This is a genomic window from Oceanimonas doudoroffii (genome assembly GCF_002242685.1).
Lineage (GTDB): Bacteria > Pseudomonadota > Gammaproteobacteria > Enterobacterales > Aeromonadaceae > Oceanimonas > Oceanimonas doudoroffii.
Genome location: NZ_NBIM01000004.1, coordinates 21594 through 35014, shown reverse-complemented (window position 1 = coordinate 35014; position 13421 = coordinate 21594). Strand labels below are relative to the sequence as shown.

Here is a 13421-nt window from a genome sequence, read left to right as displayed (position 1 = left end):
CATGATTCCCGCCGAACGCCGAGGTTACATCTACCGCTATGTACACGAGCGCAACGTGGTGTCCATCAATGAGCTCGCCGCCGAGCTGAACGTGTCGCACATGACGGTGCGCCGCGACATTCAGCAACTGGAGGCGGAAGGCAAGGTGGTGCCGGTAAGCGGTGGGGTCAGGCTCAACGACGCGGTCAAGCAGGAGCTGGCCTATAGCGAAAAGGCCGGCATTCACCATCAGCGCAAGATGGCCATTGGCCAGGCGGCGGCGGATCTGGTGGAAGATGGTCAGGTGATTTACCTGGACGCGGGCACTACCACCTTTGAGGTGGCCAGGGGCATCGCCACTCGGGCTAATCTCACCGTGGTGACCAACGACTTCACCATTGCCCATTACCTGATGCAATACCCTCAGCTCACCCTGTTCCATACCGGTGGGCTGGTGGACGCCCGCAACCGCTCCTGTGTGGGGCAGGCGGCGGCCACCCTGCTTGAAGGGCTGAACCTGGATCTGGCCTTTATCAGCTCCAGCTCCTGGGACGCGGAGCGAGGCCTGTCGACACCATCCGAAAACAAGGTGATGGTCAAGCAGGCCCTGCTGCGGGTGGCCCGCCGACGCATTCTGGTGAGTGACAGCAGCAAATACGGCAAATACGGCATGTTTCGTATCTGCCCGCTGACGGCACTGACCGACATTATCAGTGATACCGACCTGGGCGAAGAGACGGCCGAGCCGTTGCGCGGCCAGGGGCTGCAGGTATCCCTGGTAAGCCGGAAGATACCGGCATAACCACAACAACTCGACCTCTGTATCACCATCCGGCGCCCGGCGCCGAGGAGAACTAGATGAACATCATTATTACCGGCGGCGCGGGCTTTCTGGGCCAGCGCGTGGCCAAGGCGCTGTTGCAGCAGAACGACATTGCCTTTGAGCGCCTGACCCTGGCAGACGTGATTGAGCCCAGCTCCCCCATTGCCGACGAGCGGGTGCACTGCGTGCGCGCCGACCTGGGCGACGAAGCCGCGGTGCGCGAACTGGTCAGCGCCGACACCGGCGTGATCTACCACCTGGCGGCCATCGTCAGCAGCCACGCGGAAGCGGACTTTGATCTGGGCATCAAGGTCAATATCGACGCCACCCGCTACCTGCTGGAAGCGGCCCGCCACCAGGCGCCGGGTTGCCGTTTTGTGTTCTCCAGCTCGCTGGCGGTGTTTGGCGGCGAGCTGCCCGAGGTGATTGAAGACAACACCGCCGTCTGCCCCCAGTCCTCCTACGGCATGGAAAAGTCCGTGGGCGAGCTGATGGTCAACGACTATGCCCGCAAGGGCTTTGTGGATGGCCGGGTGCTGCGCCTGCCCACCATCAGCGTGCGTCCGGGCAAGCCCAACAAGGCGGCTTCTTCCTTTGCCAGCGGCATTATTCGTGAGCCGCTGCAGGGTGAGGAGAGCGTGTGCCCGGTGGATCTGAGCCTGCCCATGTGGCTGTCTTCCCCGGCCACCGTGGTGGAGAACTTTCTGATGGCCGCCCGCGTGCCCGCCGAGGCCTTTGGCCCCAGCCGTACCGTCAACCTGCCCGGCATCACGGTGACCGTGCAGGAAATGATCGATGCGCTGCGCCGAGTGGCCGGCGACGAGGTGTGTGATCGCATTCGTTATGAAAAAGACGAAGGCGTGTCCCGCATCGTGGCCAGCTGGCCGGGCCGGTTCAATATCGCCCGTGCCCTGGGCCTGGGGTTTGTGCAGGATGCCGACTTTGACAGTGTGATTCGCCGCTTTATGGCAGATGATATGGAAGGAACCAAGTAATGACTGAAGCAAGCACCATGGCCCCGGTGATCGGCCTGGCCGTCGCCGTTGTGGTCCTGATTTTTCTGGTGGTCAAAACCCGGGTACACGCCCTGATCGCGATGCTGGCGGCGGCCAGTATCGCCGGCGCCCTGGGTGGCATGGCCGCCGGTGACATCGTCAACGTGATCACCAAGGGCTTTGGCGGTACCCTCGGCAGCATCGGTATCGTTATCGGCCTGGGCGTGATGATGGGCCGTATTCTGGAAGTGTCCGGTGCCGCCGAGCAGATCGCCTACAGTGCCATCAAGTGGCTGGGCAAAAAGAAGGAAGAATGGGCCATGGCCATTACCGGCTATATCGTGTCCATTCCCATCTTCGTGGACTCCGCCTTTGTGATCCTCTACCCCATCGCCAAGGCGCTGGCGGAGAAGGGCAAGCGCAACCTGCTGACCGTGGGTGTGGCCCTGGCCGGCGGCCTGGTGGTGACCCACCATACGGTACCGCCCACGCCGGGTCCGCTGGGCGTGGCCGGCCTGTTCGGGGTGGATGTGGGTGCCATGCTGCTGGCCGGTCTGACCCTGGCACTGCCCTGTGTGGTGGTGATCGTGCTGTACGCCAAGTGGCTGGCCAAGAAGTTTCCCGACTTCCATCCGCCTGCGGTGGCGGAAAGCCAGGATCTGGAAGAAACCTATAACCAGTATCTGGCGTCCAAGGCCGGCAAGGCGCTGCCCAGCCTGTTCCTGTCGCTGCTGCCCATTCTGGCCCCCATCGTACTGATCTTCATCAACACCATGCTGGGTACCCTGGCCAAGGTTGAGGGCTGGGAAGGCCTGGCCGACAACCCGGTGTCTCAGGCGTTTACCTACCTGGGCCACCCGGTGATCGCCCTGTCCATTTCGGTGCTGCTGGCGGTATACACCCTGGTGCCGAAGATGAACAAACACGACACCATGGAGCACCTGGAAGAAGGCCTGCAGAGCGCCGGTATCATTCTGCTGGTGACCGGTGCCGGTGGTGCCCTGGGTGCCGTGCTGCGTGAATCCGGTGCCGGCGCCATGCTGGGCGAACAGATCGCCAGCCTGCCGCTGCCGCCGGTGCTGATCCCCTTTATCGTGTCCACCCTGGTGCGCCTGATCCAGGGCTCCGGTACCGTGGCCATGGTCACCGCCGCCTCCATCTCGGCGCCCATTCTGGCCAATATTCCCGGCGTGAACATGCTGGTGGCGGCCCAGGCGGCGACCATGGGCTCGCTGTTCTTTGGCTACTTCAACGACAGCCTGTTCTGGGTGGTCAACCGCATGATGGGCATCAAGGACGTGAAGCAGCAGATCATCGTCTGGTCCATTCCCACCACCCTGGCCTGGGCAACCGGCCTGGTGGGCGTGCTGGTGCTCGACGCCGTGCTGTAAGGCGGGCGCGGTACGCACAATCAAAAAAAGAGGCCGAAAGGCCTCTTTTTTTATGGGAGTCGCCGGCAGGACTCAGGCGCGCGAGCGGGTGATGATGTCTTTCAGATCCGGACACAGGGGCGAAGGCAGCGCATCGGGGCTGAACCAGGCCACCGCCTCGGCGTCGTCATCGGCCACCGGGGTACCGCTTTGGTAATGGCCGCGCACCGCCACCATCACATAGTGGTGGGCCAGCTCGCCGGCCTCTTCGGCCAGCACATCGTAGCAGGCAAAGGGCGCGTCCATGTGCGCGGTGATGCCGGTTTCTTCCTGCAGTTCCCGTGCCGCGCCCATGCTCATGGTTTCTCCCCACTCCAGCTTGCCGCCGGGAAAGCCCCAGTGCCCGGCGTGGGGAGCGTGCTTGCGTTTGACCAGCAGCACTCGCTGCCGATGCCAGACCACGGCGATAACGCCGACCTTGGGTGCCTTCATGCTTGTTCCCTGGCTGAATGAATAGAAGGGGTATTGTGCCAAAGCCGGAATGGGGCTGGCGAATTTAATGGCGAAGCTCAGGAACGGCTGATCATGCGGTATACAAACAGCAGCACCAGGGCGCCGATCACCGCGGTGATCATGCTGCCCAGGTTAAAGCCGGTCACGCTGCCAAAGCCCAGCCGCACGCCAATCCAGCCCCCCACAAAGGCGCCGGCAATGCCGAGCAGGGTAGTCAGAATCAGGCCGCCGCCATCCCGTCCGGGCATGATCCATTTCGCCAGCACCCCGGCGATCAGTCCGAAAATAATCCAGCTCAGAATTCCCATGGTGCACTCCCTTGCCTCATGTTGAATGGTTAAAAGCATAGACCAGCAGGGCCCACAGCCGTCAGTGATGATGTTGCATGTCATTGAGAACGATCGTCATTTTAAGCAGCGGTGTGCTTTGGCCGACGCCACGCACGGCAATACCGGCGCCGGATGCCTCAGGCGCCGATCAGCGACCAGTGATTGTCCCATTGCCAGGGGGAGTAGAAACGGGTCTCTTCGCCATGGGTGTTGAGCCGGCTGATGCCGCCCTGGCCGCTGCCGAGCCAGATCTGGCCCTGATCCGCCGAGGCGCCGGACGCATCGGGCAGGGGAGCAATGCGCACCAGCTCGCCGCTGCGGCGGTGCCACAGGCCGTAGCAGTTACCCGGGGGCGAAGTCGCGGCAATGTAGTCGTCGGTAACCGCGATGCTGGCAATGTAATGATTGAAGCGGGCCCATTCCAGCGGTGTGCCGCCAAGGGGCATAAGCTCGCGGCCTCGGCGATGACGCACGATCAGTGGCGGAAAGTCGTCGGGGCTGCCGCGATACTGCTGGCCGCTAAACACCTCGCCGTCGGCGGTCACCGCCAGGTGGCGAATGGACAGGTGCCGGTCGGCCAGGCCGCGTTGCTCCAGCACCTCGCCCGTGGTGGCGTCGAGGTAACTCAGGCTGGGCTGCATGGTGCCGAGGTTTAACGGCTCGCGGCCCCGAGTGTGCACGCCGCCGACACCCACCACCAGGTTGCCATCGGGCAGCCGGCCTATTTCGTGGGGACCCAGGCCAAAGCCGGTAAACTCGTCCACCTTGGTGAGGTGGTCGTGCTCAAGGGTATACACGCCAATCACACCTTCGCTGCTGGCACGAACCCCTTCGGTGGTATAGAGCCGGCGGCCGTCGGCGCTGAACACGCCGTGACCGTAATAATGACGCTCGTTATCGGCCTCGCGCAGCTGCAGCAGCCGGCCCTGCTCATGGTTGAACAGCGCCAGGTAGCCGCCGGGTCGGCGGGCATGGCATACCGCCAGCGGCCGAGAGGGGTGAGCGGCCATGCCGTGCCCCCGGTCCGGCAGGGGCAGCTCGTAACGCAGGCTGCCGTCCAGGTTAAGCGCCTGCACCACATAGCGATGGCCCCCCGCGCGGCGACCGCCGCCCACCAGATAGGCCTGCCTGGTGGAAGGCAGGGCACAGCCTGCCAGTCCCAGGCTGCATAGTACCCCGGCGGCGGACAGCCCCTTCAGGAATTGCCGCCGTTGCATCAGTCACCGTCCGTGGCGTTAAAGCCCAAGCTGACTCCCAGGGCTTCGGGCAGGCGCAGCTTGAGCTTGCTGCCGAGGCGGTCAAAGGAAATTTTAAAACGCAGCAGGGTGGCGTAGTTGTCCCCTTGCAGCCAGTAGGCCAGGCTGTCCCCCTTTGGCAGGTGCTCCAGGGTGTCGGCAAAGGCGTCATCCAGCTCGGCAATCAGGGCGGTTGCATGCCGTTGTTCAAGGTAAGCTCGCACCCCGCCGGCCTGGTATTCCTGTTGCAGGCTGTGCAGGCTGGTGCGTAAAAAGTGCAGTGACTGCGCGCTGCGCCAGGCTTCGGCAAACAGCGGCCGCGGGTGGTCGACGGTGTTCAGGGGCAGATCCAGCTTCTTCTCTATGCGGTCAAAGCGGTGGGCCAGCTGGCCCAGGATTTGCGTCAGTACCACGGCTTCCCCACCCTGAAGCTGCATTTGCTCCAGTTGCTGGGCGTAGCCGGCCGTATGGTACCAGGCTTGTTGCAGTCGCCCTCCGCTGGCGACCAGCTCGGCGCTGATGCGGGGGAGCAGGGCACAGCGCTGCGTCTGGGAGAGATCTTCATACAACAGGTATTCCACCGCCCCCAGGGTCACGCTGGCGCCCTTGAGTACACCGGGCTGGCTGAGCTGACCGGCCAGCTGGCGGCCGGTGGTGTCTTTTTTGTCGGGCCACAGCTGAAACGCATAGCTCAGGCCGGCGGCGTCGAGGGGACCGCCGCTCTGTCCCTGGTGGGCTGTCCAGGCGGCAAAGGCGTCACGCCATTGTCCCTGCACGGTGACCAGGGACTGATCACCGCCACAATAGGCCTGAACATCGTGGTGTAGTTGCTCAAGCTCGCCGGCCAGGTGATCCGCCTGCTGGCGCATTAACGTCAGGTGGGCATCGGTCAGCCGCTCAAGGGCCGGATCCACCGGCGGCTGACTCTGGCAGGCGGTCAGCACTCCCAGGGCGGCGAGTGAAAACAGGCGAAGGTTCATAGCGACTCCAGAAAGGCGATAAGTTGTTTTCGTTCTTCGGCGCTGGCGGCCAGCACTCGGTTGCGGGCCGCTTCGGCCTCGCCACCGTGCCAGAGCACGGCTTCCAGCGGGGTACGGGCGCGGCCGTCGTGCAGGTAGCGGGCGGGCGAGCCCGCCACTTCATCGGCATAGCCCAGGCCCCACAGCGGCGGGGTACGCCACTCGCGACCGCTGGCCGCAAACTCGGGCCGGTTATCGGCCAGATCCTCACCCATGTCGTGCAGCAGCAGATCGGTATAGGGGTAGATGGTCTGGTGGCTCAGGGCCGGGCTGGCATGCTCACCCGTGGTGTAAGACGGCGTATGGCAGCTGGCACAGCCCAGGGCCAGGAACAACTGCTCGCCGGCCTGGACGTTCGGGTCGTCCAGGTTGCGTCGGGCGGGCACCGCCAGGTGCTGGCTGTAGAAGGTCACCGAGTCGAGAATGTCATCACTCACCTCGGGCTTGCCGCCATCCGGGTATTGCGCACAGGCTTGTGCGGCGGTGCAGTCGTCTGCGGGTACCAGGTTTGACGTCAGCCCCATGTCGCCGGCAAAGGCACCGGCGTTTTGCTGGCGCAGGCTGGGCTGGCCGGCCTTCCAGCCAAAGCGGCCGATCACGGTGGCGTTTTGGGCGTTGCTCCACACCCGGTTGGCATGGCCGCGGATGCCATCGTTATTGTGATCCTGCGGATCTTCCCGGGCCAGCAGTGCCGACTCGGGAATGGCTTCCAGCAGCCCCAGGCCAATCATGGGGGGCGCAATGCGGGCCGAGGTGAGCAACTGCTTGCCGGGCTCGCCATGGCCGGTTTGCTCAATGGTCAGGTGAGGACGGCGCAGTTCCACCCTGTCGCCGTCGTGAAAGCGCACGGTGTTGGTGCTGTAGTCGATGCGTACCTTGCCCTCGGGCACGGCGCCGGGAATGGCCATGTCCTGCAGCTGCCCGCCATAGACAGGATGGGGCACTACGCCAAGGGTGCGCAGGTAGTCGCGATGTTGTTCGCTCTCATCGGCGGGAATCGACATCCGTACCAGCATGCTTACCGCGTTGTCACCGTCAAAGGCGGGTGGATGGCCGCGGCCGTCCTTGACGTGGCAGCTCTGGCAGGCGTTGGTATTGAACAGCGGCCCCAGGCCGTCGCGGGCGTCTGTGGTGGCCGGGGCGGCGACCCAGGGATTGCGGAAAAAGCTGTTGCCTACCGAGAAGTCGAGCCGTTTGTCAAAACTCAGGTTGGCAGCGGGCATGGAAAAGGCGTTGGCGCCGGTTTTGGTGGTGGTGGTCTCGCCGCCGGGTTTGGCGGGATTGGCCTGGGCGCTCAAGGCAAGGACGGCGCCAAGCAGCAGGCCGGTGAGTCGAAACGACATAAGGACTCCAGAGCGAAAGGGCACCCGGGGCGTTAAGCGGTCAACACGGTGTGCAGACCGCGCCTGCTTCGGGTGCCGTCACGGGGCGGCCAGGCCACCCCTTATTGATTTTATTGTTATGGCCAGATGAGCTTAAAACTCGTGGTCGGCGGTATCCGGGCTCAGGTTGTTGATGCCGACGGTGTTGGCGGCGAGCTCAATGGCACGGGTTTGCTCCACCAGGGCGTCGATGGCGTCCTGCACCAGCCGGTTGCCCTCGGTATTGCCGGCGGCGATCAGCTGATCAAAGTGCACATTGTTCACCTCGGCAGACTGCACCAGCTGATAGACGGCCTGTTCGCTGGTACGGAACTGGTCGGCGATTTGCGCGGCGGCCAGATCGTCCTGTTGCGCTACCAGTTGCAGCAGCGACGGGCCCTGCAGGGTGGTGCCGTCAATGCGCTGATATTCACCAAACATCAGGTTGCTGATGCCTTTTTCGTTGTAGTAGTGCGAGTGATGGGTGTTATCGGAGAAGCAGTCGTGCTCGTCTTCCACCGAGTTGGCTACCAGGGCCACCTTCATGCGCTCGCCGGCCAGTTCACCCAGAGACAGGGAGCCCATGCCAAACAGCATGCGGCGCAGGCCTTCTTCCGCCGGCAGGGCGGTCAGCTCGGCGCGGTAGTTGTTTTGGCCCGGTTGCCACTGGCCCGCCATGTATTCGAGATCCTGGATCAGCAGCTGGCTGGCGGCCTGCAGGTAGTCGCGGCGGCGGTCACAGTTGCCGTTGGTGCAGTCCGCACCTAGGGCAAAGTCGGTCCAGGCGCGTTCACCGGCGCCGGCGCTGGTGCCGTTCAGATCCTGGCCCCACAGCAGAAACTCTATGGCGTGATAACCGGACGCCACGTTGGCCTCGGATCCCGCCAGCTCGTTCAGGCTGGCCAGCAGCTCGGGAGTGATGTGGCTGACGTCCAGCAGCTCACCGCCCACCTGCAGCCGGGTGCTGGCAATGATGTTGGCGGTGGCGCCGGGGTTGCCCAGCTCGTGTTGGTAACCCGGGGCCACGTAGTCGATCAGACCTTCGTCCAGGGGCCAGGCGTTGAGCTGGCCTTCCCAGTCATCCACGATGGCATTGCCGAAACGAAACACTTCCGACTGCTGGTAGGGTACCCGGGCGGCCAGCCAGGCGGTGCGGGCATCGGCCAGGGTCTGCTCACTCGGGTTGGCCAGCAAGGCGGCAATGGCCTGATCCAGACTTTGGGCGGCGCTGAGCGAGTCACTGTACACGGCCTGGGCGATATCGGCGTAGTGCTCCACCACCTGATCCTGGGTGACGGCGGGGTGGTTGGTCTGGGCGCAGGCGCTTAGCAGGCCAGCGATGGAAGCGGCGAGGGCAAGTTTGCGGAAGTGCATTTAATCATCCTTATGCATTTGAGAATCGTTTTTATTAGCCGGACGATTCTAGCGTCAGAATGGAAAAAGGTGCAAGGGTCTCGCCGTAAAAGCCCGTAGTCGCTGAGGGGATATTGCCCGCATTACCGCCGTTTAATCAGGGTTCATTCGGCGATGGGGGCGATCACCGCTTGCAGCAGGCGCTCGATGTCCTGAGCCGGCAGTCCTACCGACAGGCCGCGTTTACCGCCGGAGACCAGCACGGTGTCGTGGTCACTGGCGGAGGCGTCGAGCACGGTAGTCAGCCGTTTCTTCTGGGCAAACGGGCTGATGCCGCCGACCTTGAAGCCGGTGAGCCGCTCCGCCTTTTGCGGTGGCATCATCTCCAGTTTTTTCACCCCGGCGGCCTTGGCCAGGCGCTTGAGATTGACCTTGCCCGATGACGGCACCAGCGCTACCACGGCGCCCTGTTCACCCTCGGTCAGCAGGGTCTTGAAGACGCGCGTGAGCGGCACCCCCAGCTGCTCGGCGGCGTGGGCGCCAAAGTCGTCCTGGGCGGTGCATTCGTACTGGTACAGGGTAAAGGCGGCCTTGTGCTTTTCCAGAAACAGAATGGCGGGGGTCATGGCGAAGTCCGGTAAACAAATGAAGGGAAAATTATGCAGGGAATGAAAAGGCGTGAAAAGGGCAGGAATCCCGGATTGTAATAATGAATATGCGGTACTGCTGTTCATCGTTTGTTGCACATGATACTTAAAGATGACGGCCACATGAGGTGGCCGTTTTGCTTGTTTAAAGGAGAGTCGTTGCCATGTTGGCCGTGTTAACCCAGTTATTTCCGTTGTGGGCGTTGTTGTTGTCTGTGCTGGCCTTTATGCAGCCGCAGCTGTTTGTGGGCATCAAGGGGCAGATAGTGCCGCTGCTGACCCTGATCATGCTGTGCATGGGCCTGACCCTCAACCTGAACGATTTTCGCCGTGTGATGCAAAACAGAAAGGCGGTGCTGGTGGGGGTGTTGTTACAGTTCTCGCTGATGCCACTGATCGCCCTGCTGGTGGGCCGTGTGCTGGGCTTTGGACCCGAGCTGATGGTCGGCATGCTGCTGGTGGGCAGTGTGGCCGGGGGCACCTCGTCCAACGTGATGTGCTACCTGGCCAAGGGGGATACCGCCCTGTCTATTTCCATGACCGCCATCTCCACCCTGCTGGGTGTGGTGATGACCCCGCTGCTGGTGGATCTGCTGGTAGGCCAGAGTGTGGATGTGCCGGTGCAGTCCATGTTGCTCAGCCTGCTGCAGGTGGTGGTGGCGCCCGTGGTGCTGGGGGTGGTGCTCAATGCCGTGGCCGGCAACCTGGTTCGTCGGGTGGAGCCGGTGCTGCCGCTGCTGTCCATGCTGGCCATCGTATTTATCATCTCCATCGTGGTGGCGCTCAATGCGGAGAAAATGGCACAGATTGGCCCCGTGGTGGCGCTGGCCGTGGTATTGCATAACAGCTGCGGCCTGGTGCTGGGCTACGGGGTTACCGCCATGTTCGGCTTTGACAAGCGGGTCTGCCGCACCATTGCCTTTGAAGTGGGCCTGCAGAACTCCGGGCTGGCCACGGCGCTGGCAATGAAGTTCTTTACCCCCGCCGCCGCCCTGCCGGGCACCCTGTTCAGCGTCTGGCACAATATTTCCGGCTCCCTGCTGGCGGGTTACTGGAGTAAAAAGCCCGTTGCCGACGCCGCCGTAAACACGCCTGCCAGCGCCTGATTAGGTAATAACATAAAGACAAAAAATGCCGGGATGTGCCCGGCATTTTGGTTTTGGCTATCGGTGTCAGCCGGTATTTCGCATGCCTGCGGCGATGCCGGCGATGGTAACCATTAGCGCCTGATCCAGCACCGGGTGAATATCACCCTGCTCCCGGGAGCGCTTGAGCAGCTCGGCCTGCAGCACGTTGAGCGGATCGGTATAGGGGTTGCGCAGCTTGATGGATTCCTGAATCCAGGGCTCGTTGGACAGCAGCTCCGATTTTTCCTTCAGTTGCAGCACCAGTTTGGTGCTGGCGCGGAGCTCGTCCCGCAGCCGTTTGCCCAGCGGCTTGAGCTCCTCGGGCACCAGTACGCTGTCGTAATAGGCGGCCAGGCCGAGATCGGCCTTGAGGAACACCATTTCCAGCATGTCGAGGCGGGCCCGAAAGAAGGGCCAGCCCTGGTTCATGGCACGGAGGGTGGCTTCGTGGCCGTCTTCCACCACCTTTTCCAACCCCTTGTGGGCGCCCAGCCAGGCCGGCAGCATCAGCCGGTTCTGGGTCCAGGCAAAGATCCAGGGAATGGCGCGCAGGCTTTCCACGCCACCGTTGGGCTTGCGCTTGGCCGGGCGGGAGCCCAGCGGCAGCTTGCCCAGTTCCAGCTCGGGGGTGGCGGCGCGGAAATAGGGCACGAAGTCGGGCTCGCCACGAATGAGTGAGCGGTAATGGGCACAGGATACTTCCGCCATGGCGTTCATCAGCGCCCGCCATTCTGGTTTGGGCTCGGGGGGCGGCAGCAGGTTGGCCTCGAGCACGGCACTGGCGTAAATGGCCAGGCTGTCGATGGCCACCTGGGGCAGGCCGAACTTGAAGCGAATCATCTCGCCCTGCTCGGTGACTCGCAGCCCCCCCAGGGTAGAGCCCGGCGGCTGGGCCAGAATGGCCTGGCGGGCCGGGCCGCCCCCCCGGCCCAGGCTGCCGCCGCGGCCGTGGAACAGGGTCAGGGCCACCTTTTCCTTCGCGCTGATGGCCACCAGTTTTTCCATGGCGCTGTACTGGGCCCAGCCCGCGGCCATCATACCGGCGTCCTTGGCGGAGTCGGAATAGCCGATCATCACGTACTGGCGGCCCTGCATATAACCCCGGTACCAGGGCAGTTGATACAGCCGTTCGATCACGGCGGCGCCGTGGTTGAGATCGTCCAGGGTTTCAAACAGCGGCGCCACCGGCAAGGTAAAGTCGACCCCGCATTCCTTCAGCAGCAGCTGCACCGCCAGTACGTCCGACGGTTCGCCGGCCATGGAGATGATGTAGATGCCAAAGGCATCCCGCGGATGACGGGAAATCACTCGGCAGGTATCGAGCACTTCCCGAGTGTCGTCGGAAGGCTGCCACTGACGCGGCAGCAGCGGTCGGCGGGAGTTGAGCTCGTTAAGCAGAAACGCCTGCTTGTCGGCCTCGCTCCATTCGGCGTAGTCGCCCAGCCCCAGGTAGCGGGTGATTTCGGCCAGGGCCTGGGTATGGCGCTCGCCGTCCTGGCGAATGTCGAGCTTGAGCAGGTGAATGCCGAAACAGGCCACCTTGCGGATCACATCCAGCAGCAGGCCGTCGGCAATCTTGTTCAGGCCGCATTCCTGCAGTGAGCGATAGCACAGCTCCAGGGGCCGGCGCAGCTGCTCGCTGTCGGTGATCAGATCCCGGGCATCGGTCTTCTGGCCCTGCACTCGAGCGTTGAGGTGCAGCAGGGTCTCACGCAGATCTTCTCGCAGCCGGCGCAGCACCGCCCGATAGGGCTCGTCGTGTTCGCCGCTTTCGATATAGAGCTCACGGCTGGCCTCGGACATCGACAGCTCCGACACCAGCTCCTGAATGTCATTGAGGAACAGCGAGCTGGCCATCCAGCGGCCCAGCAGCAGCACCTCTTCGGTGACCTTGGCGGTGACGAAGGGGTTGCCGTCGCGGTCGCCGCCCATCCAGGAGGTAAAGCGCACCGGCGCCGCGTCCAGGGGCAGGCGCTCGCCCAGTTCGTGTTCCAGGCGCTCGTCGAGCTGGCGCAAAAAGCGGGGCAGGGCGGGCCAGAGGCTGTTTTCAATGACGGCAAAGCCCCATTTGGCTTCATCCACCGGGGTGGGGCGCTGGGCGCGGATTTCGTTGCTGTGCCAGGCTTGGGTGATCAGCTGATCCACCCGGGCCAGCAGGCCGGCCTTTTCTTCTTCCGGTAGCTCCAGCTCCAGCGCCGCCAGGCAGTCGTTAAGCTGGACATGCTTGTGAATAAAGGTGCGGCGGGTTACCTCGGTGGGATGGGCGGTCAACACCAGATCGATGTCGAGTGAGGCAACCGCATCGCGAATGTCCGCTTCGCTGACGTTGGCTCCCTTCAGCCGCTCAAACACCTGATCGAGGGGGTTGGGGCCGGCGTCCTGACGATAGCCCCGGGAAATGGTGTGAAACTGCTCGGCCACGTTGGCCAGGTTGAGAAACTGACTGAAGGCGCGGGCCACCGGCAGCAGCTCGTCATCGCTCAGTTGCTTGAGGGTGGTCAGCAACTGCTGCTGATCCTCGTCATTGCCCTGGCGGGCCGACTTGGCCAGCTGGCGAATGGTTTCTATCTTGTCGAGAAAGGCCTGTCCGTGATGCTCGCGAATGGCATCGCCCAGCAATTGACCCAGCAGGCCCACATTGGCCCTGAGTGCCGCATGATTATCCATATC

Annotated in this window: 12 protein-coding genes; 4 read left to right on the top strand and 8 right to left on the bottom strand. The window is 63.2% G+C overall.

Going from position 1 to position 13421, the window contains the following annotated elements; all coding sequences use genetic code 11:
- Position 1 precedes the first annotated feature (1 nt).
- The 3 genes from B6S08_RS12375 to B6S08_RS12365 are packed head-to-tail and all read left to right on the top strand — an operon-like array spanning position 2 to position 3188.
- Entirely contained in the window at positions 2–781 is a 780-nt protein-coding gene (locus B6S08_RS12375) for a DeoR/GlpR family DNA-binding transcription regulator (protein WP_094201119.1), read from the top strand.
- Positions 782–837: 56 nt separating this feature from the next.
- Entirely contained in the window at positions 838–1797 is a 960-nt protein-coding gene (gene denD / locus B6S08_RS12370; protein ID WP_094201118.1) for a D-erythronate dehydrogenase, read from the top strand.
- Positions 1797–3188, top strand: a complete 1392-nt coding sequence (locus tag B6S08_RS12365; RefSeq protein WP_094201117.1) for a GntP family permease — start codon at positions 1797–1799, stop codon at positions 3186–3188. The genes denD and B6S08_RS12365 overlap by 1 nt, the downstream gene beginning before the upstream one ends.
- A 72-nt stretch (positions 3189–3260) precedes the next feature.
- Here B6S08_RS12365 and B6S08_RS12360 read toward each other — a convergent pair whose 3' ends face one another.
- The 7 genes from B6S08_RS12360 to ybaK form a co-directional block, all read right to left on the bottom strand.
- The gene (locus B6S08_RS12360) at positions 3261–3659 is read right to left on the bottom strand and encodes an NUDIX hydrolase (protein ID WP_094201116.1); all 399 of its coding nucleotides are present in this window, start codon (positions 3657–3659) and stop codon (positions 3261–3263) included.
- A gap of 77 nt (positions 3660–3736) precedes the next feature.
- Positions 3737–3988, bottom strand: coding sequence for a GlsB/YeaQ/YmgE family stress response membrane protein (locus B6S08_RS12355; protein WP_094201115.1), 252 nt, complete (start codon positions 3986–3988; stop codon positions 3737–3739).
- 158 nt (positions 3989–4146) lie between these two features.
- Positions 4147–5226 carry a DUF1513 domain-containing protein gene (locus B6S08_RS12350; protein ID WP_094201114.1) on the bottom strand — a complete coding sequence of 360 codons (1080 nt, stop codon included), beginning with the start codon at positions 5224–5226 and terminating at the stop codon, positions 4147–4149.
- Complete coding sequence (locus tag B6S08_RS12345) at positions 5226–6224, bottom strand: imelysin family protein (RefSeq protein ID WP_094201113.1); 999 nt, start codon at positions 6222–6224, stop codon at positions 5226–5228. The genes B6S08_RS12350 and B6S08_RS12345 overlap by 1 nt, the downstream gene beginning before the upstream one ends.
- Entirely contained in the window at positions 6221–7606 is a 1386-nt protein-coding gene (locus B6S08_RS12340; RefSeq protein ID WP_094201112.1) for a di-heme oxidoreductase family protein, read from the bottom strand. Before B6S08_RS12340 ends, B6S08_RS12345 begins: the two co-directional genes overlap by 4 nt.
- A 132-nt stretch (positions 7607–7738) precedes the next feature.
- Positions 7739–8998: an imelysin family protein gene (locus B6S08_RS12335; RefSeq protein WP_094201111.1), complete on the bottom strand. Its 1260-nt coding sequence runs from the start codon at positions 8996–8998 to the stop codon at positions 7739–7741.
- A gap of 143 nt (positions 8999–9141) precedes the next feature.
- Entirely contained in the window at positions 9142–9603 is a 462-nt protein-coding gene (gene ybaK, locus B6S08_RS12330; protein ID WP_094201110.1) for a Cys-tRNA(Pro) deacylase, read from the bottom strand.
- A gap of 185 nt (positions 9604–9788) precedes the next feature.
- Here ybaK and B6S08_RS12325 point away from each other — a divergent pair, with 185 nt between their 5' ends.
- On the top strand, positions 9789–10730 hold the full coding sequence (locus B6S08_RS12325) for a bile acid:sodium symporter family protein (protein WP_094201109.1): 942 nt from the start codon (positions 9789–9791) through the stop codon (positions 10728–10730).
- 66 nt (positions 10731–10796) lie between these two features.
- Here B6S08_RS12325 and ppc read toward each other — a convergent pair whose 3' ends face one another.
- Positions 10797–13418 (bottom strand): phosphoenolpyruvate carboxylase, encoded by a 2622-nt coding sequence (gene ppc, locus B6S08_RS12320; protein ID WP_094201108.1) that lies wholly within the window; start codon positions 13416–13418, stop codon positions 10797–10799.
- Between the last annotated feature and the right edge of the window lie 3 nt (positions 13419–13421).